This is a genomic window from Paraburkholderia diazotrophica (assembly GCF_900108945.1).
Lineage (GTDB): Bacteria > Pseudomonadota > Gammaproteobacteria > Burkholderiales > Burkholderiaceae > Paraburkholderia > Paraburkholderia diazotrophica.
Genome location: NZ_FNYE01000006.1, coordinates 98,849 through 124,925, shown reverse-complemented (window position 1 = coordinate 124,925; position 26,077 = coordinate 98,849). Strand labels below are relative to the sequence as shown.

At 65.7% G+C, this 26,077-nt stretch carries 21 protein-coding genes; 8 read left to right on the top strand and 13 right to left on the bottom strand.

Annotated elements, in window-relative coordinates; genetic code table 11:
• Positions 1–265 precede the first annotated feature (265 nt).
• Complete coding sequence (locus BMW76_RS10505) at positions 266–667, top strand: hypothetical protein (protein ID WP_090865071.1); 402 nt, start codon at positions 266–268, stop codon at positions 665–667.
• Between the two features lie 13 nt (positions 668–680).
• Here the strand turns inward: BMW76_RS10505 and BMW76_RS10500 are convergent, their stop codons facing one another.
• From BMW76_RS10500 to BMW76_RS10490, 3 genes are all read right to left on the bottom strand, one after another.
• The gene (locus BMW76_RS10500; protein WP_090865225.1) at positions 681–1,463 is read right to left on the bottom strand and encodes an alpha/beta fold hydrolase; all 783 of its coding nucleotides are present in this window, start codon (positions 1,461–1,463) and stop codon (positions 681–683) included.
• 242 nt (positions 1,464–1,705) lie between these two features.
• Positions 1,706–2,758 (bottom strand): rod shape-determining protein, encoded by a 1,053-nt coding sequence (gene mreB / locus BMW76_RS10495; RefSeq protein WP_090865070.1) that lies wholly within the window; start codon positions 2,756–2,758, stop codon positions 1,706–1,708.
• 215 nt (positions 2,759–2,973) lie between these two features.
• Positions 2,974–3,633 (bottom strand): alpha/beta hydrolase, encoded by a 660-nt coding sequence (locus BMW76_RS10490; RefSeq protein WP_090865224.1) that lies wholly within the window; start codon positions 3,631–3,633, stop codon positions 2,974–2,976.
• A gap of 357 nt (positions 3,634–3,990) precedes the next feature.
• On the opposite strand from BMW76_RS10490, the gene BMW76_RS10485 reads away from it, so the two are divergent.
• Positions 3,991–5,610, top strand: a complete 1,620-nt coding sequence (locus BMW76_RS10485) for a DHA2 family efflux MFS transporter permease subunit (protein ID WP_090865069.1) — start codon at positions 3,991–3,993, stop codon at positions 5,608–5,610.
• A 141-nt stretch (positions 5,611–5,751) separates the two neighbouring features.
• Here BMW76_RS10485 and BMW76_RS10480 read toward each other — a convergent pair whose 3' ends face one another.
• On the bottom strand, positions 5,752–6,510 hold the full coding sequence (locus BMW76_RS10480; protein ID WP_090865068.1) for an AraC family transcriptional regulator: 759 nt from the start codon (positions 6,508–6,510) through the stop codon (positions 5,752–5,754).
• Between the two features lie 189 nt (positions 6,511–6,699).
• On the opposite strand from BMW76_RS10480, the gene BMW76_RS10475 reads away from it, so the two are divergent.
• The 3 genes from BMW76_RS10475 to BMW76_RS10465 are packed head-to-tail and all read left to right on the top strand — an operon-like array spanning position 6,700 to position 9,687.
• Positions 6,700–7,491, top strand: a complete 792-nt coding sequence (locus BMW76_RS10475) for a PadR family transcriptional regulator (RefSeq protein WP_090865067.1) — start codon at positions 6,700–6,702, stop codon at positions 7,489–7,491.
• Positions 7,492–7,524: 33 nt separating this feature from the next.
• Complete coding sequence (locus BMW76_RS10470) at positions 7,525–8,343, top strand: siderophore-interacting protein (protein WP_090865066.1); 819 nt, start codon at positions 7,525–7,527, stop codon at positions 8,341–8,343.
• 27 nt (positions 8,344–8,370) lie between these two features.
• Positions 8,371–9,687 (top strand): MFS transporter, encoded by a 1,317-nt coding sequence (locus BMW76_RS10465; RefSeq protein ID WP_090865065.1) that lies wholly within the window; start codon positions 8,371–8,373, stop codon positions 9,685–9,687.
• A 13-nt stretch (positions 9,688–9,700) separates the two neighbouring features.
• Here BMW76_RS10465 and BMW76_RS10460 read toward each other — a convergent pair whose 3' ends face one another.
• Genes BMW76_RS10460 through BMW76_RS10450 form a run of 3 tightly spaced genes read right to left on the bottom strand, consistent with a single transcriptional unit; the run spans position 9,701 to position 13,522 of the window.
• On the bottom strand, positions 9,701–11,935 hold the full coding sequence (locus BMW76_RS10460; protein WP_090865064.1) for a xanthine dehydrogenase family protein molybdopterin-binding subunit: 2,235 nt from the start codon (positions 11,933–11,935) through the stop codon (positions 9,701–9,703).
• A gap of 23 nt (positions 11,936–11,958) precedes the next feature.
• Positions 11,959–12,960, bottom strand: coding sequence for an FAD binding domain-containing protein (locus BMW76_RS10455; protein WP_090865063.1), 1,002 nt, complete (start codon positions 12,958–12,960; stop codon positions 11,959–11,961).
• 10 nt (positions 12,961–12,970) lie between these two features.
• A complete protein-coding gene (locus tag BMW76_RS10450) occupies positions 12,971–13,522 on the bottom strand; it encodes a (2Fe-2S)-binding protein (RefSeq protein ID WP_090865062.1) in 552 nt (183 codons plus the stop codon).
• A gap of 322 nt (positions 13,523–13,844) precedes the next feature.
• On the opposite strand from BMW76_RS10450, the gene BMW76_RS10445 reads away from it, so the two are divergent.
• Positions 13,845–14,858, top strand: a complete 1,014-nt coding sequence (locus BMW76_RS10445) for a hypothetical protein (protein ID WP_090865061.1) — start codon at positions 13,845–13,847, stop codon at positions 14,856–14,858.
• 79 nt (positions 14,859–14,937) lie between these two features.
• On the opposite strand, the gene BMW76_RS10440 is transcribed toward BMW76_RS10445, so the two are convergent.
• The 6 genes from BMW76_RS10440 to BMW76_RS10415 all read right to left on the bottom strand — a co-directional run bounded on the left by BMW76_RS10440 (position 14,938) and on the right by BMW76_RS10415 (position 22,847).
• On the bottom strand, positions 14,938–16,113 hold the full coding sequence (locus tag BMW76_RS10440) for an enoyl-CoA hydratase/isomerase family protein (protein ID WP_090865223.1): 1,176 nt from the start codon (positions 16,111–16,113) through the stop codon (positions 14,938–14,940).
• Positions 16,110–16,916, bottom strand: coding sequence for an enoyl-CoA hydratase (locus BMW76_RS10435; protein WP_090865060.1), 807 nt, complete (start codon positions 16,914–16,916; stop codon positions 16,110–16,112). Before BMW76_RS10435 ends, BMW76_RS10440 begins: the two co-directional genes overlap by 4 nt.
• On the bottom strand, positions 16,916–17,809 hold the full coding sequence (gene mmsB / locus BMW76_RS10430) for a 3-hydroxyisobutyrate dehydrogenase (RefSeq protein WP_090865059.1): 894 nt from the start codon (positions 17,807–17,809) through the stop codon (positions 16,916–16,918). Before mmsB ends, BMW76_RS10435 begins: the two co-directional genes overlap by 1 nt.
• Positions 17,810–18,288: 479 nt before the next feature.
• The gene (locus BMW76_RS10425) at positions 18,289–19,818 is read right to left on the bottom strand and encodes a CoA-acylating methylmalonate-semialdehyde dehydrogenase (RefSeq protein WP_090865058.1); all 1,530 of its coding nucleotides are present in this window, start codon (positions 19,816–19,818) and stop codon (positions 18,289–18,291) included.
• 61 nt (positions 19,819–19,879) lie between these two features.
• Positions 19,880–21,598 carry an AMP-binding protein gene (locus BMW76_RS10420; protein ID WP_090865057.1) on the bottom strand — a complete coding sequence of 573 codons (1,719 nt, stop codon included), beginning with the start codon at positions 21,596–21,598 and terminating at the stop codon, positions 19,880–19,882.
• Positions 21,599–21,701: 103 nt separating this feature from the next.
• Complete coding sequence (locus tag BMW76_RS10415) at positions 21,702–22,847, bottom strand: acyl-CoA dehydrogenase family protein (protein ID WP_090865056.1); 1,146 nt, start codon at positions 22,845–22,847, stop codon at positions 21,702–21,704.
• A 305-nt stretch (positions 22,848–23,152) separates the two neighbouring features.
• Here BMW76_RS10415 and BMW76_RS10410 point away from each other — a divergent pair, with 305 nt between their 5' ends.
• Together BMW76_RS10410 and BMW76_RS10405 are read left to right on the top strand one after the other, a co-directional pair.
• A complete protein-coding gene (locus tag BMW76_RS10410; protein WP_090865055.1) occupies positions 23,153–24,220 on the top strand; it encodes an AraC family transcriptional regulator in 1,068 nt (355 codons plus the stop codon).
• A gap of 71 nt (positions 24,221–24,291) precedes the next feature.
• Positions 24,292–26,076, top strand: coding sequence for an NfeD family protein (locus tag BMW76_RS10405; protein ID WP_407668928.1), 1,785 nt, complete (start codon positions 24,292–24,294; stop codon positions 26,074–26,076).
• Position 26,077 lies beyond the last annotated feature (1 nt).

Here is a 26,077-nt window from a genome sequence, read left to right as displayed (position 1 = left end):
TGATTGCATCGCTCTCGCGCAACAATCAATCTCGTACGAAGCAATACTCGAACATGAAATAAAGGCTCCACGCCGACAGACAGATGAAAGAGAGAACGCTCAATGCAACAATGTTTTGCTCCAGCGCGTGACGCTAAACGCAATTGCGTCTGAGATACTGGATTCGTGTTGAGCTTCCCCTGCAAAACACAATGCTGTCTTTGACCCGCCGCGAGATCGATCAAGCGGCGGGTCTCTTTTAAAGTCAGACACAGGAATGCACAAAATGAACATGAACATCGACACGCTCTTTCCCGCGACAGAAGAAACGGACGATATCGTCGTCACGGCGCTGAATCATCAGGACATCGTGCTCGCGCTGTCGGCGGCGCTTGCCACGGAAAAGGTCGCGGTTCTGCACATGCTCTATCCGCGCACGGACGCGCGCACGCACCGCAGCCTCGACGAACTCGTCGACCGTCTGCATGGGCATGGCCTGCATCAGGTCGCGCGTCTCGTCTCGCAGGAAGCGCATTACCTCGTGTTCAAGGAGCCGATGAAAGCGTGGAAGGCGTTCAACGAGATCCGTCACGACTCGCTCGCGATCGGCGTGCATCTGTACTATCGCGGCTTCGTCGGCGAAGCGGCCGAGCGCGCGCTCGATGTCGACGCGCACGCTAAAGACTGACCTGTCAGAAATGTCAACGTGTGGCCTGAACGAACGCGTCGACAAGACGGTTGAAGGCGGCGGGATGCGCGAGATTCATTCCGTGCGAAGCCCCCATCACCGTTTCGCGGCGCGCGTCGCGCAGCCATGATGCGAGCGTTTCGGCCGTGCGCCGGAACATCAGCGGGCTCTTCTCGCCATCGATCAGCAGCACGGGACACTTCACGTCCGCAGCATCGTCGGGCGTATAGGCGGGCAGAGGATCGCGGAACTGGCGCGCAAGCGTGTGCGCATTATCAGTCGCCATACGCCGGAAATTCGGTGTGCTCTTCGACCAGAAGCCCGGACGGCTGACGGAATCGACGAAGAGCTGCAGCCCCGCATCGACCTGTCCTTCTTCGATCAGGTGCGCGGCACGCGCCCGCAATGCATTGACCGTCTCCGGGAGGCTCGCGGGCGCGCGGTCGCCGATCCGCAGCGGCCCGCCCGGATCGGCGAGCGTCAGCGTCTTCACATGGTGCGCGTGACGGCGCGCGAAGTGATACGCGACACAGCCGCCGCGCGAATGCCCGACGACGTGCGCCGCGCCCGCGCCGAAACGCTCGATGAACTGTGCGACTTCATCGGCGTGACTGCTCCAGCTGAACGGTATCGTCGCGGGTGTATCGGCAGCGGGCCAGTAGTGCGTGAGACTCACAGCCACGCATCGATAGCGCTTCGACAAGCCCGCGAGCTGCGCGTCCCAGTAACGGTAGTCGCACAGCGAGCCGTGCACGAAGAGCAGCAGTTCGCCCTCGCCCTGCTCGACATAAGGCATGCGCAAGCCGTTGGGCAAGTCGACGAAATGCGGTGAAGAAGCGGAAATCGGAGTCACTGAAAGAGGCCAATGAAAAAGGCGCGCGGTCGACGACACGCGCGCCACAAAGCCTCATTGTCACACAGCACTTTCGCGCGCGTTTGTCGCTGACGGATACGTCGCGAGCAACGCGGCGAAGTGGTCTTTGAAGCTGCCTTTAAAGCGTCTTTTGAAGCGCCACAAAACAATGTCAAACGATTGCGTCAGTCATACGCCGACATTTCGACCAGCCCTGCGCTAGCCGCCACGCCGGCGCCGCGCACGGCGCACGTCAGCGGCTCGTCGGCGACGCGCACGTCGATGTGCAGTTCGTTGCTGAAGTAGCGCGCGAGATTGCCGAGCAGCGCGCCGCCGCCCGTCAGCACGATGCCCGCATCCGCGATATCGGTGACGAGCTCGGGCGGCGCGTTTTCCAGCGCGGCTTTCACGGCCCCCAGCACCTGGCGCAGCGGCGCGGCGATCGCCTCGACGATATCCTGCGTCGACAGCTCGACCGTGCGCGGCAGGCCGTCGTCGACGCCGCGTCCCGTCGCGCGCATCGTATCGGGCGGCACGATTGCGAGCGCCGAGCCGATCGTCTTCTTCACATGCTCGGCCGTCTGCTCGCCGAGCAGCACATGAAAGTTGTTGCGCACGTGCTTGATGATGGCCGCGTCGAACTGGTCGCCGCCAACGCGGATCGAGCCCGTGTACGCAGTGCCGCCCAGCGCGATCACGCCGATCTCCGTCGTGCCGCCGCCGATATCGACGACCATCGAGCCCGTCGCCGACGACACCGGCAAGCCCGCGCCCACGGCCGACGCGAGCGACTCGTCGATCAGGTTCACTTTGCGTGCGCCGGCGGCGGCCGCCGCCTCGCGGATCGCGCGGCGCTCGACCTGCGTCGCGCCGGACGGCACGCAGAGCGTGAACGACGCGCGTCGCGCGAAGAACGGCCGGGGGCGCGCCATGCCGACGAACTGCCGGATCATGTGCTCCGCCGCCGGGAAATTGGCGATCACGCCGGCCCGCATCGGGCGCACCGCTTCGAGATTGACGGGCGTGCGCCCGAGCATCTGCTTCGCCTCGTCGCCGACCAGCGCGACGCGCTTGCGCCCCGCCGCCGACTCCTGCCTGTCGAAGCACACCACCGAAGGTTGATTGAGCACGATGCCGCCATCGTCTGTGTAGATCAGCGTGTTGGCTGTGCCGAGGTCGACCGCCACGGAGTCGCTGAACAGGCGTCCGAAAACCGATTGCGCATGCGATCTGGCCATAGTCAGGCTCTTTTGAAAGTGTTGAGCTGCCGAGGCGGCAGCGAAAATGTCACACCGCTAACAAGCAGTGCGGCAGTGCGTCGGAAACTTTTTCCGGCCCTTGAACGCATATCGGCAGATACCTGGCGAACTTTAGGAATATTGATTCTGGATGTCGCACAGCCGCCCGCACGGCCGTGTCGACGAGCCCCTTGTGGGTTCGCGATGAAGGCGGTTCAGGTCCGCGCGAGCGGCGTCAGCGCGCGCACCAGCGCTTCGCGGGCGAGGTCGACGCCGTCGCCGGAAATCGTATGGCCGACGCCCGGCAGCGCAAACGCTTCGACGTCGAAGCCCGCGTCCGTCAGCGCGATTGCGGCACGCTCGGTTTCCTGCACGGGTATCACTTCGTCGTCTTCGCCGTGGATCAGCGTGACGGGCGTGGCGCTGAGCGTCGTGATCGCCGACGCGAGCCGCCCTGAAAATGCGACCACGACGGCCGCGCGCTGCGGATTCGTCGCCACGTGATGCAGCGACATCATCGAGCCTTGCGAAAAGCCCACGAGTGCAAGCTGACTGTAACCGATGCCCCAATGCGCGAGTTCGGCGTCGAGCATCTTTTGCAGCGCGGGCCATGCGGCCGCGACGCGCCCCGGACGATTGCTTTCATTGACGTCGCGCAGGCTGAACCACTGACGCCCGCCGAAGCCGCCGTCGAAAGGCTCGCTGCCGTCGAGCGAAACGAACGCCGCTTGCGGCAGCGCTGCACGCCACAGATCCGCGAGCGGAACGAGGTCCTGAGCATTGCTGCCGACGCCATGCAGCAGCACGACCAGCGCCGTCGCCGGTCCATCGGCGGGCGCGAGCCGCCAGCCGTTGTCGAATCGTTCCCAGGCCATCGCCTTCATCCTTTCATCTTGTGCGGCGTGCATTGCGGGCCTTTCCGCTGCCGGTCACGCGCAGGCGGCAGCATACGCCGCACGTCGCGATTTTGCGCGCGTTTTGCGCGAAGCGTGTGTGGCGCCCAACAACTCACATCGACAGGCGACGCGCCACTGGACAACGCATTTCTGTTCCGCTCTTCGTGCATGCAAAGTGCAGACCCGAACGCGATCGCGCGATGAATCCTGCCCGCCTGTGCACTCGGCCTGTGCCCGTTGCCGCTTGCGACTATCATCGGCATGAAGTGCCGTCAGCCACTGCCGACAACGCCGCGCCGTCCGACGGCTTGCGCGTGTTCACCGCCGGAGATCCGCTTGAGCGAACCGAACGATCCGAACCGACCGAATCCATCGAACGACTCTCCCTCCCCTCCGAAGCCCGCCGCGCCGCCGCCCGGACCGCCTGCTCCACCGCCGCTGCATGGCGGACAGCTCGCGCTCGCGACCTTCGCCGTCGCGCTCGCGACGTTCATGAACGTGCTGGACACCTCGATCGCCAACGTTGCGATCCCAACGATCTCCGGCAATCTGGGCGTGTCCGTCGATGAAGGCACGTGGGTCATCACGGTGTTCGCTGCATCGAACGCCGTGTCGATTCCGCTGACGGGCTGGTTCACGCAGCGCTTCGGGCAGATCAGGCTGTTCATCGGCGCGATTCTCGGCTTCGTGATCGCGTCGTGGCTGTGCGGCGTTGCGCCGTCGCTGCCCATTCTGCTGCTCGCACGCGTGTTCCAGGGGGCGGTGGCCGGTCCGCTGATTCCGCTATCGCAGGCGATTCTTCTCAGCTCGTGGCCCAAGGAAAAGTCGTCGAGCGCACTCTCGCTGTGGGCGATGACGGCGACCGTCGGCCCGATCGCGGGCCCGGCGCTCGGCGGCTGGATCACCGACAGCTACTCGTGGTCCTGGATCTTCTACATCAACATTCCCGTCGGCATCTTCGCGGCGGGCGTCACGTGGATGATCTACCGCACGCGCGAAACGCCGACGCGCAAGCTGCCCATCGACGTCGTCGGCCTCGGCCTGCTGATCACATGGGTTGCGTCGCTGCAGATCATGCTCGACAAAGGCAAGGATCTGGACTGGTTCGGCTCGCCCGTGATCGTCGCGCTCGCAGTGACGGCGCTGATCAGCTTCTCGTTCTTTCTCGTGTGGGAGCTGACCGAGCCGAATCCCGTCGTCGATCTGCGGCTCTTCACGCAGCGCAATTTCCTCGGCGGCACGATCGCGATTTCCGTCGCGTACGCAGTGTTCTTCGGCAATCTCGTGCTGCTGCCGCAATGGATGCAGGAGTATCTGAACTACCGCTCCGTCGACGCCGGGCTCGTGACCGCGCCGCTCGGCATCTTCGCGGTGATCCTCGCGCCCGTGATGGGCCGCGTGCTGCCGCGCTCGGACGCGCGCATCATCGCGACGCTCGCGTTCGTCGGCTTCGCGATCGTGTTCTTCATGCGCTCGAAGTACGTGATCGAAATCGACACGTGGCACCTCGTGCTGCCGACGCTGCTGCAAGGCATCCCGATGGCGCTGTTCTTCGTCCCGCTGACGGCCATCATTCTCGCCGGCCAGCCGGGCCCGAAAGTGCCGGCGGCGGCGGGCCTGTCGAATTTCGTGCGCGTGTTTTGCGGCGCAGTGGGCACGTCGATCGCGGGCACGGCCTGGAACAACCGCACGATCCTGCATCACGAACGTCTGACCGAGCAGGCCAATGCGAACAATCCGCTGTTCGCGCAGCAGATCGACGCGACGCAGACGCTGTTGCACGTGAGTCCGTCGACGTCGAACGCGATGTTCGATTTCACCGTGAACACGCAGGCCGCGATGATGGGACTCAACGACATCTTCTATGCGTCGGCGATCATCTTCGTGCTGATCATTCCCCTCATCTGGATCACGCGGCCTGTGCGCGGCGGCGGGGACGCGTCGGGCGCGCATTGAGCATCTGCTGAGCGGGCATTGGCCCTATGCATTGGCCCTATGCATTGGCCGTGTGCATTGGCCGTGTGCATTGGCCGTATGCATTGGCCGTGCAACGAACGTGGATGCAGAGGCGCGTGCCCGCGAAGCGCCTTCGCGCGGTCAGCGGAAAAAACGCGCGGGCGTTTCTCCGAGCGCGTCCCTGAACACGGCGATGAACGACGACACGTCGCTGTAGCCGACCGCGAGCGCGACCTGCGTGACGCTCGCGCCCGCGCCCAGACGCGAGAGCGCCGTCAACAGGCGCAACTGTTGACGCCACTGGCCAAACGTCAGCCCCGTTTCCTTCGTGAAGAGGCGCGCCGCCGTGCGCGCGGTGATGGCCGCGAACCCGGCGAAATCGTCGAGCACGCCGGGCCTGCCGGGATCGGCCGCGAGCGTATCTGCGATCAGACGCGCGCGCGGGTCGCGCGGATAGATCAGCGAAAGCGGCGGCACGTGCGCGAGGCGCGGCAGACGGTCGGCGATCACGGCCATCAGGCGCGACTCTTCGTCGTCCGCGGGCGCGTGCGGATCGAATGCCGACGCCGCGCCGAGCAATTCGTCCATCAGACGGTCGACGGCCACGACGCCACAGCGCGTGGGCGCGGACGGCGCGCCCACGTCGACGTGAAGCACGCGCAGCGTGACGGCCGCTGACGACGACATCCGGTGCGGCACACCCGGCAGCATCCAGACGGCGTGATGCGGCGGCGCGACCCACAGGCCGCCCTCCGTGTGCACGCTCAGAACGCCTTGCGCGACATGGACGAACTGCGCGCGGCGCTGCGTCCGCCACGGCTGATCGAGCGCGCGGTGACGCGCGCCCAGCACGAAAGCCGTCCGGGCGACAGAGTCGGGATCGATGGAAGCATCGCTCATCTGATTGTCCGTTTTGCCCCGTCAGCAACCGAAACCGACCGAGATTAGCATGCGCGGTTTGCGGATGCCTCATTCCGGCGCAACGCCGCCTTTAGCTCAGTCACAGCAGCAGCCACACAAATTTAAGCTTGACGGATTATCTTTCGATATATATCTTAAGACACATCTTACGACACTCGGAGATGAACCATGCGTCATCACCATTCGCGCTTTTCACGCGAGTTCTCGCGCGACACCGCATTCAGCCGCGATCCTTCGTTCTTCCACATTTACGAGCGCTTTCACGCGTTCTGGCATGCGATCGGGCGCCATCGCGGCGGCGGACGTCATGGCGGGCCGTTCGGAGGCGGTTCTTCTGGCGGCCCCTTCGGCGGCGGTCCATTCGGCGGGGGCGGCGGGTTTGGCGGAGACGGCGACGGCTTTCCGCGCGGCCGCAAGTTCACGTCCGACGATCTGCAACTGATGCTGCTCGCAATGATCGACGAACAGCCGCGCCACGGCTACGAGCTGATCAAGGCGCTCGAAACGCGCTCGAACGGCTTTTATGCGCCCAGCCCCGGCATGGTCTACCCCGCGCTCACGTATCTGGAAGAACTCGGCTATGTGACGGTGCAACTCGAAGGCAACCGCAAGCGCTACTCGCTCGCCGACGCGGGCCGCGAATACCTCGCTGCGAACCGCGAGCGCGCCGATCTGATGCTCGCGAAGCTCGCGCACATTGCCCGCAAGATGGACTCGGTGCGCCGTGCGTTCGCGGGCGAACCGGGCGAAGCAGGCGACGACGCGCCGGGCGGCTGGCTGCCCGAGCTCACGGCAGCACGCCGCGCGCTGAAAAATGCGCTGCTGTTGCGCGACAACGCATCGCCGGAAGAGCAGCGGCGCATCGCGGCGATTCTCGCGCGCGCCACGGCCGAAATCGAAAGCAAGCCGCGCGAGAACGGCCGCACGGCGCCCGACACCGATAACGGCGCGCCGGCTTGAACGATTCGGACGAACCCTTGGAGAGAACAACGTATGCAAGCAACCCGATCCGATCTGACAGTGACGCGCGTGCGTCATCCGCTGAAATTCCGTCTGCTGCAAGTCAAGCGCGTCGAGACCGTCACGCCGCATCTGATCCGCGTCACGCTGACGGGCGACGATCTGCACGACTTCGCGTCCGCCTCGTTCGACGATCACGTGAAAGTGTTCTTCCCCGCTCCCGGCGAAGAAAGGCCCGCGATGCCGGAAGCGGGCCCTGACGGCCCGGTGTTTCCGAACGGCCAGCCGCGCCCCGTCGCGCGCGACTTCACGCCGAGGCGCTTCGACCGCGACGCGCGCGAGCTCGAACTCGAGTTCGCACTGCACGAAGCCGGTCCCGCGACCGAATGGGCGACACAGGCGAAGGCGGGACAGTATCTGGGCGTCGGTGGGCCGCGTGGCTCGTTCGTCGTGCCGACGGGCTTCGACTGGCATCTGCTGATCGGCGACGATACGGCGCTGCCCGCGATCGGCCGGCGGCTCGCGGAATTGCCGCACGGCTCGCGCGTCGCGGCCGTGATCGAAGTGGCCGATCCGTCGGCGCGCATCGAATTCGACACGGCGGCCGATCTCTATATCGAATGGCGCTATCGCAGTGAAGGCGCCTATCGGGGCAGCGCCCTGCTGCAAGCCGTGCGCGAAACGTTCCTGCCCGATGGCGACGGCTACGTATGGGCCGCCGGCGAAGCAGCGACGATGCGCGCGGTCCGCTATCACCTCGTCAACGAGCGCGGCCTCGACAAGTCGCGGATTCGCGCGTCGGCGTACTGGAAAGAAGGCGAACAGGCCGTCCATGAAAATCTCGATGACTGACGCAACGCTTCTAACCGGAGCCTCTGAATGCGCTCGCTGAATGAACTAAACGAACTAAACGAACCGAACGAACCAGGCGGCCTGGACAAACGACGCGAGCGGCGCCTCCTGTGGCTGCTCGCGCTCACGCAATTCACGATCATCATGGACTTCATGGTGATGATGCCGCTCGGCCCGCAGATCATGCACGCGTTCCAGATTTCACCCGCGCGCTTCGCGACGGCCGTGTCGGCGTACTCGTGGTGCTCGGGGTTGTCGGGCCTCTTCGCCGCGACGTACATCGACCGCTTCGACCGGCGGCGTCTGCTGCTCGCGATCTACGCGCTATTCGCACTGTCGAACCTGGGCTGCGCGCTCGCGCCGAACTATCCGCTGCTGCTCGCGGCGCGCGCGTTCGCGGGCATCACGGGCGGCGTACTGGGCTCGGTCGTAATGGCGATCGTCGGCGATGTGATTCCCGTCTCGCGTCGGGGCGCCGCGACGGGCACGATCATGACGGCGTTCTCGCTCGCGGCGATTGCGGGCGTGCCCGCCGGCGTGATGCTCGGCGCGCATTTCGGCTGGGCCGCGCCGTTCGTGCTGCTGGTCGCGCTGTCGTGCGCGATCTGGCTCGGCGGTCTGCGCGTCGTGCCGTCGCTGACCGCGCATCTGCAGAAACAGCGCACGCCGCTTGCGCAGGTGCTGCCCGATCTGTGGCGGCTCTTTGCCAATGCGCGTCACCTCGATGCATTCGCGCTGACGTTCGTCGTGATGGTCTCGCACATGCTCGTGATCCCGTTCATCGCGCCGACGCTCGTCGCGAATCACGGCGTCGCGCCCGCGAATCTGTCGTGGCTGTACATGGCGGGCGGCGCGGCGACGTTCTTCACGTCGCGCCGCGTCGGAGAGCTCGCGGATCGCTACGGCAAGAAGCAGGTGTTCCGCGTTGCTGCTCTGCTGTCGGTGCTGCCCGTGCTGTTCGTCACGCATTTGCCCGATGTGCCGTTCTACGCGATGGTGCTGTTCTTCCCGTTCTTCATGGTCGCGATGTCGTCGCGGATGGTGCCGATGCAGGCGCTGCTCACGACCGTGCCCGCGCCGCAGACGCGCGGCGCTTTCCTGAGCGCGAACAGCGCCGTGCAGGCGATGGGCACGGGCTGCGGCGCGTGGTTCGGCGGCTTGCTGCTGTCGACGGACGCGCACGGACATATCGCCGGTTATGGCACCGTGGGCTGGCTTGCGACAGCGGGCGCGGTGTTCGCGTGTGCGTGGATCGGGCGCGTGAAAAGCGCGAGGGATGAGAAGAATGCAGCGGGCGTCGAGGCAGCGCCCGCCGCGGGGGCGGAGGTGGTTGGCGAGGCGTAAGCCCCCGCAACCGTTACGCTTCGCCGCCCAGCAGATCCTCGATCATCACGGGCAGCTTGCGCACTCTGACACCCGTCGCATGATGCACGGCGTCCGTGATGGCGGCCGCAATCCCCGCTAGCCCGATCTCCGCGATCCCGCGCGCGCCGAGTTCGTTGAACACAGGATCGGGATAATCGAGAAACGTCACGTCGATCTCGGGCGAATCCGCATGCGACGCGACGATGTAATCGGCGAGATTGCTGTTGATGGGCGCGCCGTTTTGCGCGTCGTACATCGTGTGCTCGAACAGCGCCATGCCGACGCCCATCACGACGGCCCCTTCGATCTGATTACGCCCGGCGCGCGGGTTTAAAATGCGCCCCCCGTCGATCACCGTGACGACGCGGCTCACGCGCAGCCGCGCGATTTCCGGCTGCCACGTCACCTCGGCGAAATGCACGCCGTACGAATAGATCGAATAGTCCTTCTTCAGCGGATCGTCGAAGCCGCCTGTCGCGCTGCCGCGGCCCGTCGCCGAATGCATTCGTGCCGCTTCAAGAATCTGCGCGAACGGCACGCCCTTTTCCGCCGCGTCCGTCTTGCGATGCACGCGCCCTGCGCTGAACGCGAGTGCTTCCGCCTTTTCGCCGTGAAACGGCGACTCGCCGATTGCGCCGACTCGCGCCAGCACCATGTCGGTGGCCGCGCGCGCGGCCTGCAAGACTGCGGGAATCACGGAAGCCGTCGCCGCCGAACCGCCTGATACGGGCCCGAGCGGCAACATCGTATCGCCGAGCCCGACTTCGATCTTGTCGAGGGGAATGCCCGTGTGACCGGCGACGAGTTGCGCAAGAATCGTGTACGTGCCCGTGCCGATGTCCTGCGTGCCGCACACGACGCGCGCCGTGCCGTCCGCGCGCAGATCGACAGTTGCCTCCGCTGAAAAGCGCAGCCCCGGCCAGCCGCATGCACCGACGCCCCAACCGAGCGTCAGCCCGTCGCGCGTCATCGAACCGACTGCGGGCGTGCGCTTCGCCCAGCCGAATTTCTCGGCGCCCGTCTTCAGACATTCGACGAATTGCCGCGACGAAAACGGCAGCCCCGTCGATTCGTCGACCTTCGGCTCGTTCATCAAACGAAACTCGACGGGATCGATGTCGAGCTTGCGCGCCAGCTCGTTCATCGCCGATTCGAGCGCGTACAGCCCGGGCACGGCGCCCGGCCCGCGCATCGACGTCGGCGAACCCACGTTGCGCCGCGCGAGCCCCGAGCTCACGCGCAGATTCGGCACGCTGTACAGGAACGGCGTGATCTCGCCGCAACTTTCCTGGTAGTCGTCGGCGATCGCAGTGTGGTTCAGGTAGTCGTGGCGAATCGACGTGAGCTTGCCCGTCTTGTCGGCGGAAAGACGCATGCGCTGTTGCGTCGTCGGACGATGGCCGACGTTCTGGAACATCATCTTGCGGCTCACGACGAGCTTCACCGGCTGCCCCGTGTGACGCGACGCGGCCGCGGCGAGCAGCGTATGCGGCCACACCCACAGCTTGCCGCCGAAGCCCGAGCCGAGATAGCGCGAAATCACGCGCACTTTTTCTTTCGGCAGCCCGAGCATCTGCATCAGCGTGCCCTGATGATTGGCGACGGCCTGCGTGGTCTCGTAGAACGTGTAGCCCTCGCCGTCCCAGTGCGCGATGCTCGCGTGCAGCTCGATCGGGTTGTGCGTTTCGACGGGCGTCACGTAGGTTTCATCGAGCTTCACTTCGCTTCGCTCGTATGCGCCGTCCGCATCGCCGCGCTCGCTTTCGGCGTGCAACTCGCCGCTCGCCTCCAGTTCGTCGCTGACGTCATACGCCGCCCGTTCGTAGCCGACCTTCACGGCCGCCGCGGCGGCGCTCGCTGCCTCGAACGTATCGGCGACGACGGCAGCCACATACTGGCCGTAGTAGCGGACCACGTCGTCGTCGAACGGCGGCCGCGCTTCGTCAACAAAGCCGGTGTCGATCGAATTACCCGCAATGCGATAAAAGCGGCCGATGTTGCCGCGATGCAGAATCATCCGCACGCCCGGCATCGCCTGCGCGGCGGCAAATTCCAGCGACGTCACGCGGCCGCTCGCAATCGTCGCGCACACGGGCACCGCGTACAGCATCTCGGGCAAGTCGATATCGGAGGTGTACTGCGCGCGTCCGCTCACTTTCAGCGGACCGTCGATGCGCGACTGCGGCTGCCCGAGCACGGACAGCAAGGATTCGGACACAGTGGACATGGAAAGAAGTCCTCGAAAAGGGATCAGACGGACTGCGTGACCTGCATGAGCGCATGAATCAGGCAGCGCCGCGCGAGCTCGATCTTGAAGCCGTTCTGGCTCTGCGGCTTCGCATCGGCGAGTGCGGCATCGGCGGCGCGCGCGAAGCTCGCCGCATCGGGGGCGGCGCCCACAAGCTCCGCTTCCGCCTGGGTCGCATGCCACGGCTTCGTGCCGACGCCGCCCAACGCAACATGCGCGCGCGTGATGCGCCCGTCCGTCACGTTGACGACGACGGCCGCCGACGCCAGCGCAAACTCATACGACGCACGGTCGCGCAGCTTCAGATACAGCGAGCGGCTGCCCGGAATGGGCGGCAGCGTGACGTGCGTGACGAGATCGCCCGGTTCGAGGACGGTCTCGCGCTCGGGTGTATCGCCGGGCAGCAGATAGAAGTCGTCGATGACAATGCTGCGCGCGCCCTTTGCGCCTTCCACTTCGATCGTCGCGCCGAGCGCCGTCAGCGCGACGTTCATATCGGACGGATTGGTGGCGATGCACGCGTCGCTCGTGCCGAGTATCGCCATCGTCCGGTTGAAGCCGGTGATCGCAGAGCAGCCGGAGCCGGGCACGCGTTTGTTGCACGGCATCGCGGTATCACGGAAATAGACGCAGCGCGTGCGTTGCAGCAGATTGCCGCCCGTCGTCGCCATATTGCGCAGTTGCGCTGAAGCGCCCGCGAGCAGCGCCTGCGACAGCACCGCGTAAGGCTCGTGAACAAGCGGATGCATGGCGAGATCGGCGTTGCGCACCATCGCGCCGATTTTGATGCCGCCGTCGTCCGTGGTCTGGACGCGATCGAGCGGCAGCCGGCTGATGTCGACCACGCGGGCTGGCCGCTCGACATCGAGCTTCATCAGGTCGAGCAGCGTCGTGCCGCCCGCGAGAAAGCGCACGTGTGCGCCCTGCTGCGCCGTCTGCGAAGCGGCGCCCGCCGCGACGGCATCGCGCACGTCGTTCGCGCGCGAGAGCTGAAAGAGTTCCATCGCGGTCTCCTCAGCGCTTGCCGCGCACGGTCTGGATGGCCGTCACGATGTTCTGATACGCGCCGCACCGGCACAGGTTGCCGCTCATCGCTTCGCGCACGTCGGCGTCGTCGGGGCCGACGGCTTCGTCGAGCAGCGCGACGGCCGACATGATCTGGCCTGACGTGCAATAGCCGCACTGATAGCCGTCGCATTCGACGAACGCGGCCTGCATCGGATGCAGCGCATCGGGCTCGCCGATGCCTTCGATCGTCGTGATCGTGTCCTCCGCATGCGTCGCGGCGAGCGACAGGCACGCGTTCACGCGGCGGCCGTTCACGTGCACGGTGCACGCGCCGCATTGGCCGTGATCGCAGCCTTTCTTCGTGCCCGTCAGATGCAGATGCTCGCGCAACGCGTCGAGCAGCGTCGTGCGCGGATCGAGCGACAGCGCGTACTGCGTGCCGTTCACGTTGAGTTCGACGGGAATCGCGACCGGCGAAACAGGCTGGCCTGGCTGTGCGGCGGCGTCCTGGCCGGCTTCCTGCTGGGTGTCTTCGGGTCGGGCGAGAGTGTGGGGCATCGGGGCATCTCCATGTGGCAACCGGAACGGAGCGAGCGGAAGGAAGCTGTCGAATGCCTGATGGCGCAGGTCACGATCCTCGACGGCAATGCGGAACCGTGAAGCACCGATGGACAAGCGCAAAGTATAGGCGTCGATCTGCAATCCCGCCGGTGACGTGCCAATGCGGAACGCCGCGCTCCGGACGGCGGGCGTCAACCTGCAACAGTGAGCAAGCGCGATGCCTGACAAGCGTCGAACGTTCGCCGCCGCCATCGGTCATCTATCACGCAACAAAAATGATATTCGTTCAGAATAGATCCGGCCGCCAACGGACCCGCCCATGCCAAGGAAGAAAGGGAAGAGGGAATCGCGTCATCGCTTGCGGCCTTTGCTGCTTGCGGGCGCGATGTGCGCGTTGATGACATCGCGCGGCGCGTCGGCGCAGGAAATCGGCTTGTACGGCGGCTGGCTGAAAGCCAGCGGAGAGCCCACGTATTCATGGGCGATCGACTACACGGAAGGATTCGGAAAATATGTCGCGGGCAGCATCACGTGGCTGAACGAGGGCCATCTGTCCGATCATCACCGCGACGGCCAGGCCGTACAGATATGGGGGCGTCTGCCCCTCGCGCAGAACCGCTTCGTGGTCGCGCTCGGCGTCGGCCCCTATCGTTACTTCGACACGGAAGCCGCCGAACACGGCGAGGGTTATTCGAACACGCACGGCTGGGGCGGCCTCTTCAGCGCGCGGGCGACGTGGTACACGTCGCGCCGCTGGACGGCGAACCTGCAGCTCAACCGCGTGCAGGTCTCGCGCGGACCGTCGACGACGGCCGTGCTGGTCGGCATCGGCTATCAGCTCGACGCACCCGACGAGCCCGGCCCGCGCGCGTTTGCATTGCCGCGCACGCACGACGTGACAAACAACGAAATTACCGTGCTCGTCGGGCAGACGATCCTGAACAGCCCGGAGTCGCAGACGTCCGTCGCGGAATCGATCGAGTACCGGCGCGGGCTTACGCGTTATCTGGACGGCACGCTCGGCTATCTGCATGAAGGCGGCGGACTGAAGGCGCGCCGCGATGGATTGACGGCGCAGCTATGGCTCACGCGCGCTTTCTTCGACGACCAGCTGACCCTCGGCTTCGGCGCGGGCGCGTACGCGGCGATCCACCACGGCAACGATCCCGATGAACGGTCGTCGGGCGATGGCATTCTGTCGGGGCTCGTGTCGCTGTCAGCGTCGTACCGGTTCACTAAGCACTGGGCGGCGCGCGTCACGTGGAACCGCGTCGTGACGCGCTATAGCCGCGATACCGATGTGCTGCTGGGCGGCGTCGGCTATCGCTTTTGAGTTATCGCTTTTGAGTTATCGCTTTTGAGTTATCGCTTCTGAGCGCGCGGCACCTGCGGCATCCGATACGCCGCGAAGCTCACGCCTGTTGCGCGCCGAGGTCCTCGAGCGGATGCGCGTCCGCGCGCCACGGCGACGCAAGGAAATGCCGCACGCGTTCAGGCCGCACTTCGGCGAGCGTCGCGGGCGCCCAGCGCGGCTTGCGGTCCTTGTCGACGAGATGCGCGCGCACGCCCTCGCTGAAGTCGCCCTCTTCGATCGCGCGCGTGACGATGCCCAGTTCCATCCTGAAGCATTCGGCGAGCGTCATCTGACGGCCGCGCAGCAGCGCGTCGCGCGTGACGTACAGCATGGTCGGCGAATGCGACGTCATCGCGTCATAGGTCGCCTGCAGCCATTGACGCACTTCGCGCTGGCCCATTTGCGGCGGATGCTCGCGCTCCAGATCCTGGCGCAGCGTCGCGACGATGCGCTCGACGCCCGAGCGCCGGTCGAAGTGACGAAGAATCAATTGCGCAAACGCGCCGAGCCCCGCGTGCGGCACGATGTTGCACGGCGGCTCGAACACGGTGCGCAGCGCGCGCAGCAACTCGTCGGCGCTCGCGTCGACGGTCGCGATGCGCAGCAGGCGTTCCTCGAACGTATCGAGCCATTCGGACGGCACGCACAGATCGGCGAGACCGACATGCAGCGCGTCCGCGCCTGTGAGCGTCGCGCCCGTCAGCCCGACATACAGCTCGACCTCGGCGGGCATCACGCTCAGAAAGCGCGTCGCGCCCACGTCAGGCAAGAAGCCGATGCGCGTCTCCGGCATCGCGATCTTCGTGCGCTCGGTGACGATGCGCAGCCGCGCCGCCTGGCCAAGCCCCATGCCGCCGCCCATCGTGATGCCGTCGAGCAGCGCGACGACGGGCTTCGGAAACCGGTGCAGTGCGTAATCGAGCCGGTATTCGTCGATGAAGAACTGCTGCCAGCCGCTTTCATTGCGCTCGCGCATCGCGTGCAGCGCACGCACGTCGCCGCCCGCGCAGAAACCCTTCGCGCCCGCGCCGCGCAGCACGACGGCGACGATCTCGCTATCGGTGCGGCAGCGCTCGATCAGCACGGCCAGCTCGCGCACCATGTCGTGCGACAGCGCGTTCAGCGCGGCGGGCCGGTTCAGCGTGACGATCGCGACGCGATTGACGACGCGAAACAGCACGTCCGGTTCGACGGCCGGTTCTGCGGCCGGTTGTTGTTCGAGAACGGCGCTCATCGCTGCGGCTCCGTGGATGGCTTCGCTTGCGCCGCCTGCCATTGCGGCGCGCGCTTTTCGAGGAACGCGTTGACGCCCTCGCGCTGATCCGCGCCGTCGAACAGATCGACGAAGCGCTCGCGCTCGACAGCCAGCGCGGCCGCGCGCGGCACGCCGTTGCGCGCCTGCTGGATCAGTTCCTTGCTGAACGTGACGGCCTGCGGACTGAGGCCCGCGACGCGCGCGGCCATCTTCAACGCGAACTCGCGCGCCGCGCCCTTCTCGACCACTTCTTCGACGAGACCGATGCGCAGCGCCGTCGCGGCATCGACGCGCTCGCCCGTCAGCACGATGCGCTTCGCCCAGCCTTCGCCGACGAGCCACGGCAGCGTCTGCGTGCCGCAGCCGCACGGCAGCAGCCCGACGGCCGTCTCCGGCAGCGCCATCACCGCATGCTGTTCGGCGACGCGGATATCGCAGGCGAGCGCGCATTCGAGCCCGCCGCCCATCGCATAGCCGTTGATCGCCGCGATCACGACGGGCCGCGCGTTCTGCAACGCTTCGAACGCCGCGCCGAAACGCGCGGCTGCGATGCGCGCGACTTCCTTGTTGCCGTCGGCGAACGTGTTGAGATCGGCGCCCGCGCTGAAGAACTTCGGGCCATCGCCGGTGATGACGACGGCGCGCACCTGCGCTTCGCCGTTCAGGCGCTCGATGGTCCGCTGCAACTGCAACAGTCCTTCGGGCGTGAACGCGTTGGCGGGCGGGCGCTTCAACGTCAGCAGCGCGACGCTGCCTTCATGCGCGTATTCGAGTTCGATCATCACGCGTCTCCATCCTTGCGATACAGCTTGATCACCGCCGAAAAGTCGAGCTTGCCCGCGCCGTTCGTGCTCATCGTCTGATAGAGCTGCTGCGCGAGCGCGCCGAGATAGACGGGTTGACGCGCGAGCTTCGCGGCGTCGGTGGCGAGGCCCAGGTCCTTGAGCATCAGATCGGTGCCGAAGCCGCCTGTGTAGCCGCGCGTCGACGGTGCCGTTTCGATCACGCCGGGGAACGGGTTGTAGGTGTCCGAACTCCAGCAGCGGCCCGTCGACGTGTTGATGATGCCGCCGAGCACTTTCGGATCGATGCCGAGCGCTTCGCCCAGCGCCATCGCTTCGGAGACGCCCGCCATCGTGATGCCGAGCACGAGGTTGTTGCAGATCTTCGCGACCTGGCCCGTCGACGTGTCGCCGCAATGGACGATGTTCTTGCCCATCGATGCGAGGACCGGCTTCACCTGCTCGTAGATTTGCGCGCTGCCGCCGACCATGAAGGTCAATGTGCCTGCTGCTGCGCCGCCTGTGCCGCCCGAAACCGGGGCGTCGACGAACGCGTTGCCGTTTTCTTTCGCCAGCTCGGCGAAGGCTTTCACGCTGGCCGGGTCGATCGTGCTCGAATCGACGATCGTCACGTTCTTCGCGATGCCCGCGAGAATGCCTTCTTCGCCTGTCAGCACCGCTTTGACGTGTGCTGCTGCGGGGAGCATCGTGATGACCAATTCGGCGTCTGTTGCCGCCGCTTTCAGTGAGGTTGCTGCTCGCGCGCCTGCGTCTGTGAGTGATTGCACCGCATGCGCGTTCAGATCAAACACGGTTAATGCGTGGGCCGCCTTTAGCAGGTTTAGCGCCATCGGCGCGCCCATGTTGCCCAAGCCTATGAAGGCAATTTTCATGTCAGTGTGTCCTTTCTCTTTTGTGTCTGCGACGCTGGTTTGTTTTGCCCTTGTCGTGGGCATTCGCGAATGCGTTCGTTTGCTTCGCTCTTCGCTGGCATCCGCGAATGCGTTCGTTTGCTTCGCTCTTCGCTGGCATCCGCAATGCGCCTCGCGGCGCGGGCGTTGCCCCTGTGCGGGGCGGCACTCACTTTCTTTGTCCCCCAAGGGGACTTCCTTCGGGGCGCCGCCGCAAAGAAAGTAAGCAAAGAAAGCGGGCTAACACCGCCAGCACTTGGCATTTACCCACGGGCTCTCAACGTCCCCATCCTTCATACGGCAACGTCCTTGACCCGCGTTCGTTGCCATCGCACCAGTCAATGCCTCACCCGCTTCACTTTCTTGCGCCACAGCGCGCGGCGCCGAATATCCTGCCGCCCTATCGCTCAGTGAATAAGCGCTGTGCGTCGCAGACCGCGTCGAAACTATCAGAGGCTGATCTATCGGAGGCTGATCGTCGTATTCACGCCGTCATTGACCGTCGCGTCATCGAACCACCGCGCTGTCACCGTCTTCGTCTGCGTGTAGAACTGCACGACCTGCTTGCCGTAGGGCCCGAGGTCGCCCAGCTTCGAACCGCGCGAGCCCGTGAAGCTGAAGAACGGCACGGGCACCGGGATCGGAATGTTGATACCCACTTGCCCAATGTCGATCTCGCTCTGGAACTTGCGCGCAGCCGCGCCGCTCTGCGTGAAAAGACCAACGCCATTGCCCATCGGGTTGCCGTTGACGAGCGCAATCGCATCGTCGAGCGTCGGCACCGTCATCACGCACAGCACCGGGCCGAAGATTTCCGTCATGTAGATTTGCATCTCGGTCGTGACGTCGCCGAAGATCGTCGGGCCGACGAAGTTGCCGTCCTCATAGCCGGACACCTCCACGTTGCGGCCGTCGAGCACCAGCTTCGCGCCTTCCTTCACACCCGCTTCGATCAATCCGAGAATGCGCTGCTTCGCCGTGCGCGACACCACCGGCCCGACGTCGGTCTTCGGCTCGTGACCCGCGTTCACTTTCAGCGTCTTCGCCTTCTCGACGAGTTCGGGCAGCCAGTCCTTCGACGAACCCACCAGCACCACCACCGACGTCGCCATGCAACGCTGCCCCGCCGCGCCGAAGCCCGCACCCACCAGCGCGTTCAGCGTCTGCTCGCGATTCGCGTCGGGCAGCACGACGGCGTGATTCTTCGCGCCCATCATCGACTGCACGCGCTTGCCGTGCTGGCTGCCGAGGTTGTACACATGCGTGCCCACGGCTGTCGATCCGACGAACGAGATCGCCTTGACAAGCTCATGCGTGCACAGCGCGTCGACGACTTCCTTGCCGCCATGCACGACGTTGAGCACGCCCTTCGGCACGCCCGCTTCGATCGCAAGCTCGACGAGCTGCATCGTCGACAGCGGGTCCTGCTCGGACGGCTTCAGCACGAACGTGTTGCCGCAGACGATCGCCATCGGGAACATCCACAGCGGAATCATCGCGGGAAAGTTGAACGGCGTGATGCCCGCACACACGCCGATCGGCTGACGCAGCGTGTACGTGTCGACGCTGCCCGCGACGTTCTCCGCGAACTCGCCCTGCTGCAGCGTGCCGATCGAGCACGCATGCTCGACCACTTCGAGGCCGCGGAAGATATCGCCCTCGGCATCGGGCAACGTCTTGCCCTGCTCGGCCGTCAACGTCTTCGCAATGCGCGGCATGTGCTCGCGGATCAGCGCCTGGTACTTCAACATGATGCGCATCCGCGCTCCGATCGGCGTGTTCTTCCACGTGGCGAACGCGGCGTGCGCGGAACGGATCGCGGCGTCCACTTCGTCCTTCGTCGCGAACGGCACGCGCGCGAGCACCTGCTGCGTCGCCGGGTTCACGATGTCGCGCCACTCGGTCGCGTTCGATTCGACGAACTCGCCGTCGATCAGCAGCTTGACGGTGTCGACTTTCTGGCCTGCGACAGTCGTTGGAATTGCGCTCATGCTGAATGTCTCCTGAAAATGAATGTTGGTGGCGGCGCTTCGGTTGCCACTCAATTGCCGCTCAGTTGCCGTTACCGTTGCGCAGCTCGGGAAAATCTTCTTCCCAGTACTCGCCCGGCAGCCGCGCGGGCTCCGCCGTGCGTTCCAGTTCACGGCGCCTCAGTTCGACGCGGCGGATCTTGCCGGAGATTGTCTTCGGCAGATCGCTGAATTGCAGGCGGCGAATGCGCTTGTACGGCGCGAGTTTTTCGCGTGAAAAGCGGAACACGTCGCGCGCCAGCTCGGGCCCCGCCTCGTAGCCCTGACGCACGGTGACGAACGCCTTCGGCACGGAAAGACGCAGCGCGTCATTGCTCGGCACGACGGCGGCTTCGGCGATCGCCTCGTGTTCGATCAGCACGCTTTCGAGCTCGAACGGACTCAGCCGGTAGTCCGACGACTTGAACACATCATCCGAGCGTCCCACGTAGACGAGATAACCATCGTCGCGCCGCATCGCGACGTCGGACGTGTGGTAGTAGCCGTTGCGCATCGCGTGCTCGGTCGCCTTCGCGTTGTTCGCGTAGCCCGTCATCAGGCCGAGCGGACGCTCGGTCGGGCTTCCACCGAGCGGGAGCGCGATTTCGCCTTCCGTCACGGGCTGATCGTCGGCATCGACGAGCTCGACTCGGTAACCGGGCAACGGTCGCCCCATCGATCCCGGCACGACGGGCTGCCCCGGCGGATTGCCGATCTGGCAAGTGGTTTCCGTCTGCCCGTAGCCGTCGCGGATCATGATGTTCCAGGCGTGGCGCACGCGCTCGATGATCTCCGGATTCAACGGCTCGCCCGCGCCGACGATCTCGCGCAACTTCACGGGATACGACGCGAGCGGCTCCTGCACGAGCATGCGCCATACGGTCGGCGGCGCGCACAGCGTCGTGACGTTGCAGCGCACGAGCACGCCGAGCGTTTCCTTCGGCACGAAGCGCGCGAAGTTGTAGACGAACACGCATGCCTGCGCATTCCACGGCGCGAAGAAGCAGCTCCACGCATGTTTCGCCCAGCCCGGTGAACTGATGTTCCAGTGGATGTCGCCTGGTTGCAGGCCGATCCAGTACATCGTCGACAGATGGCCGACGGGATAGCTCTGATGCGTGTGCTCGACGAGCTTCGGCTTCGATGTCGTGCCCGACGTGAAGTACAGCAGCATCGGATCGGCCGCGCGCGTGACGCCATCGGGCGTGAAGGAAGGCGATGCATCGTACGCGCCGGCAATGTCCGTCCAGCCTTCGCGCGGCGCGCCGACCGAGATGCGGGTGAGCTTCGCGTCGAGGCCGTCGAATTTGCCCGTCTCCGCGCTATCGACCACGACGAAATTCGCGCCGCCGATCTGCACGCGATCGCGCACGTCGTCGGACGACAGTTGCGTGGTGGCGGGCAGCACGATCGCACCGAGCTTCATCGACGCGAGCATCACGTCCCATAGCTCGGCGCGGTTCGGCAGCATCAGCAGCAGACGGTCGCCGCGCGTGACGCCCAGGCCGCGCAGGAAATTCGCCATCCGCGACGAGCGCTCCGACATCTGCGCATACGAAAGCTTGAGGCCCTCCTGCGCCGGATCGTCGACGATCCACAGCGCCGGATTGTCGTTGCCTGTCGCGACGACGTCGAAATAATCGAGCGCCCAGTTGAACTCTCCGAGCTCCGGCCATCGGAATTCGTTGTACGCGCGCTGATAGTCCGTGCGGTGGCGCAACAAGAAGTCGCGCGCGTCGAAAAAGCCTTGGGCTGCCGTCATCGTCGTCTCCTGTCGACCGGAGTCTGCGCTTTAGCGCGTACTCCCGTCCCATGCAAAGCTGGTTGTCGGCGCGGATGCGCTCTATGGGCGGTTTATTCTGCGCTCAAACGTGCCGCGCGATAACCATTCTTTGTACTTCGCTCGTGCCTTCGTAGATTTGCGTAATGCGGGCGTCGCGATAGTGCCGCTCGACGGCGTAGTCTTCGAGATAGCCGTAGCCGCCGTGAATCTGGATCGCCTTCGAGCAGACCTCTTCGGCCACTTCCGATGCGTACAGCTTCGCCTGCGACGCCTCCGACAGACACGGCCGGCCCGCGCTCCTCAGCCGCGCCGCGTGATGTACGAGCAGGCGCGCGGCGTTCAGGCGCGTGGCCATGTCTGCGAGCATGTTGGCGATGGTCTGATGCTCCTTCAGCGCCTTGCCGAACTGGATGCGCTCGTTCGCATACGCGCGGGCGGCATCGAACGCGGCGCGCGCAATGCCGATCGCCTGCGCCGCAATGCCGATGCGCCCGCCCTCCAGATTCGACAGTGCAATGCGCAAGCCCTCGCCCGGCGCGCCGAGCATGTTCGCTTCGGGGACGGCGCAATCGTCGAGCGAGATCGGGCACGTGTCGGACGCGCGAATGCCGAGCTTGCTCTCCGGACGGCCGACGTTGAAGCCCGGCGTATCCGTCGGCACGATGAAGGCCGAGATGCCGCGCTTGCCCGCATCGGGATCGGTGACGGCGAACACGATCGCGATGCCGGCGCGCGAGCCGTTCGTCACGAACTGCTTGCTGCCGTTGAGCACCCACTCGCCCATCCCTTGGTCTTCGCGCAGCGCGGCGCGCGTGCGGATGTTGTTCGCTTCGCTGCCCGCGTGCGGCTCGGTCAGGCAGAACGCGCCGATGCGCTTGCCCGTCGCGAGATCGGCGAGATAGCGGTCTTTCTGCTCGTCGGTGCCGAAGTTGAGGATCGGCCCGCAGCCGACCGAGTTGTGCACGCTCATCAGCGTCGCGCAGGCCGCGCAGCCGGCCGCGATCTCTTCGAGCGCAAGCGCGTAGGCGATGTAGTCGGTATAGGAGCCGCCCCACTCGGGCGGCACGATCATGCCGAGAAAGCCGAGTTCGCCCATCTGCGCGACGACGTCGGCGGGCAACTGGCCGTCGCGGTCCCATTGCGCCGCGTTGGGCGCGAGGCGCTCGACCGAGAAGTCGCGCGCCGCGTCGCGGATCATCCGTTGTTCGTCGGTATAGAACTCATCCATGTGTGCCGCCTTGCGTCTCCGTGTACTTCTCTGTGTTCTTTGTTGCGCCTGCTTCATGGCTCTTGCGGCGCGATCGTCGGGACCCAGTGTAGGCGTGGCGCGAGCGCGATTCGATGCCGCGTCCGATCAATCTGCGTGAGCGCATTTGCCATGTCGGGACATCGACAGCAGCACTCGATGCGGCAAAATGACGATACTGGCGCCCTTTCTCGGTAATCGAAGTAAGCGCGAAGTGAGCGGATTTACCAGATATGCCCACAGCAGCGCGAAAGCACGCCCCCAGACCACGCAAGGACCATGACGGGATGAAAGCAGAAAGAGGCACGATCTCCGTGAGCCTCGTTGAGGAGACGCTGGCGCTCGCTCGCGCGCGCGGACTCGACGTGTTGGCTGTCGTCGAGGCAGCGGGCATCGCGCCGCAGATGCTCGCGAGCGCGAAAAGCCGCGTGACGCCTGCGCAGTACGGCGCGCTGTGGGCCAACATCGCCCGCGCGCTCGACGACGAGTTCTTCGGCCAGGATACGCACGCGATGAAAAGCGGCAGCTTCATCGCGATGACGCAAACGGCGCTGACGGCCCGCAACGGCGGTCAGGCGCTCACGCGGGCCGTCGGCTTCATGCGGCTCGTGCTCGACGACCTGTCCGCGCAGATCAGCCGGCGCGACGACCGTGTGCGCCTCGCGTTCGTCCATCGCGACGGCGCGACGCAGCCGGCCATGTTTGCGTATGCAACGTACTTCATCCTCGTCTACGGCCTCGTGTGCTGGCTGGTCGGACGGCGCATCCCGCTGATCGAAGCGCGCTTTCGCTGCACGGAGCCGCCCGCCGCACACGAATACCGTCTGATGTTCTGCGACGACCTCGCATTCGAACAAGGCGAGTCGTATGTCGATCTCGCGCCGGACTTCCTCGAACTGCCCGTCGTGCAGACGACGAAATCCGTCAAGCCGTTCCTGCGCGACGCACCTGCGAGCTTCATCATCAAGTACCGCAATCCCGGCTCGCTCGCGGCGCGCGTGCGCAAGACGCTGCGCGTGATGCCGATGTCCGCGTGGCCGGGCTCGGGCGAGATGGCGCAGCGGCTGAATGTCGCCGAGGCGACGATGCGGCGGCATCTGAAGCAGGAAGGCTATACGTATCAGTCGATCAAGGACGACCTGCGGCGCGACATCGCGATTTCGGCGTTGCAGCGCGGCGGGCAGCCGATCGCCGAGATCGCCGCGACGCTCGGGTTTGCGGAGCCGAGCGCGTTTCATCGCGCGTTTCGCAAGTGGACGGGGATGCGGCCCGCCGATTACCGCGCGGCGAACGCTCTCGCCCAAACCGCGAACGCGGGTATCTCCCGTCGGGCGGAACGGGCGGAATCCGACTAAGCTTAAGGCAGGCCAGCCCTTTCAGGCCGGGGCACCGCACGACATTCGTCGCGGCGCGCCGGCCGCCGACAATGAGAACGTACCGGCTTCTCCCGTCCCGGCAAGCGGGTTCATGGCACGCGCCGATCCGCGCGCGCCTCGCGCAACGCACGGCGTGCGGCGCCTCGATGGCGGCCGGCGCATGCATCGCATTGGCTTGCGGCCCGAGCGGCGCATCGCGTTTTGCGTGTTCCGTTGGCCGGCGCATTACACACCGCATCACACACCACATTGCGCACATTACATATTGCATCGCCCGTCGCGCTGGCTTTCGCAACAGCACGACGCTGGCGCGCCGGATCGCGCTGCTCGCGCTCGTGTTCTGCGCCGCCGCATCGCTCGTCCGGCCGGCTGACGCCGCGCAAGGGGCCGTTGCGCCCGTTGCGCCCGGCAGCGTGTTCGTGATTCCCGTCGCGGGCGCGATCGGCCCCGCGACCGCCGACTTCATCGTGCGCGGCCTCTCCCGCGCCGCGGACGACCACGCGCAACTCGCGATCCTGCAACTCGACACGCCAGGCGGCCTCGATACGTCGATGCGGCAGATCATCAAGGCGATCCTGGCTTCGCCCGTGCCCGTCGCGACGTACATCGCGCCAGGCGGCGCGCGCGCCGCGAGCGCGGGCACCTATATCACGTATGCAAGCCATATCGCGGCGATGGCGCCGGGCACCAATCTCGGCGCGGCGTCGCCAGTGCAGTTGGGGATCGGCGGACAGGAAGCGCCGAAGCCGGGACAGGCGCCCGCCATGCCGGGCGAAAAACCCGCTTCCGGCGCGAGCGCCGCGAGCGAAAGCGCCGCATCGGGCGCGCTCGCGCTCGACAGTCAGTCGACGGAGCTGCGCAAGCAGCTTCACGACGCCGAAGCCTATATCCGCGGACTTGCGCAACTGCGCGGCCGCAACGTCGAGTGGGCCGAGCGCGCGGTGCGCGAAGCGGTGAGCCTGTCGGCGCACGACGCGCTCGATCAGAAAGTGGTCGACATCATTGCGCGCGACATCCCCGATCTGATGAAGCAGGTGGACGGCCGCACCTACGAGACGTCCGCGGGCGCAAAGCGCCTGTCGACGGCTCATGCGCCCGTCGTCACGCTGCAGCCGGACTGGCGCAGCCGCTTTCTCGCCGTCATCACCGATCCGAACGTGGCCTTGATCTTGCTGATGATCGGCATGTATGGCCTCTTCTTCGAGTTCTCGAATCCGGGCTTCGTGCTGCCCGGCGTGGCGGGCGCCATCAGCCTGCTGCTCGGCCTCTTCGCGCTGCAACTGCTGCCCGTCAACTACGTCGGTCTGAGCCTGATCTTCCTCGGCCTCGCGTTCCTGATCGCCGAAGCGTTTCTGCCGACCTTCGGCACGCTCGGCTTCGGCGGCATCATCGCGTTCGTGATCGGCGCGCTGATGCTGATCGACACCGACCTGCCCGGCTACGGCATTCCGCTGCCGATGATCGCCGCCGTCGTCGTGTTCAGCGTGCTCTTCATCTTCGGCGTCTCGGGGATGGTGCTGCGCGCGCGGCAGCGGCCCGTCGTGACGGGCGCGGAGGCGATCATCGGCAGCGTCGGCGTCGTGCTCGACGATGGCCTCGTCGCCGTCAGCGAAACGGACGCGAGGTCGGAATCGTCGAGGGACAGCCTGTTGCACGGTGAGCCGGAGCGCGTCGGCTGGGCGCGCGTGCATGGCGAGCGCTGGCGCGTGAGCAGCACTGCGCCGCTTGCGGCGGGCAACGCCGTGCGCGTCATCGGGCGGCGCGGCCTCACGCTCACGGTCGTCCCCGCTGGCGATATCCCCCAACAGCAATCGTCTCGCATGGGACCCGGGTAAG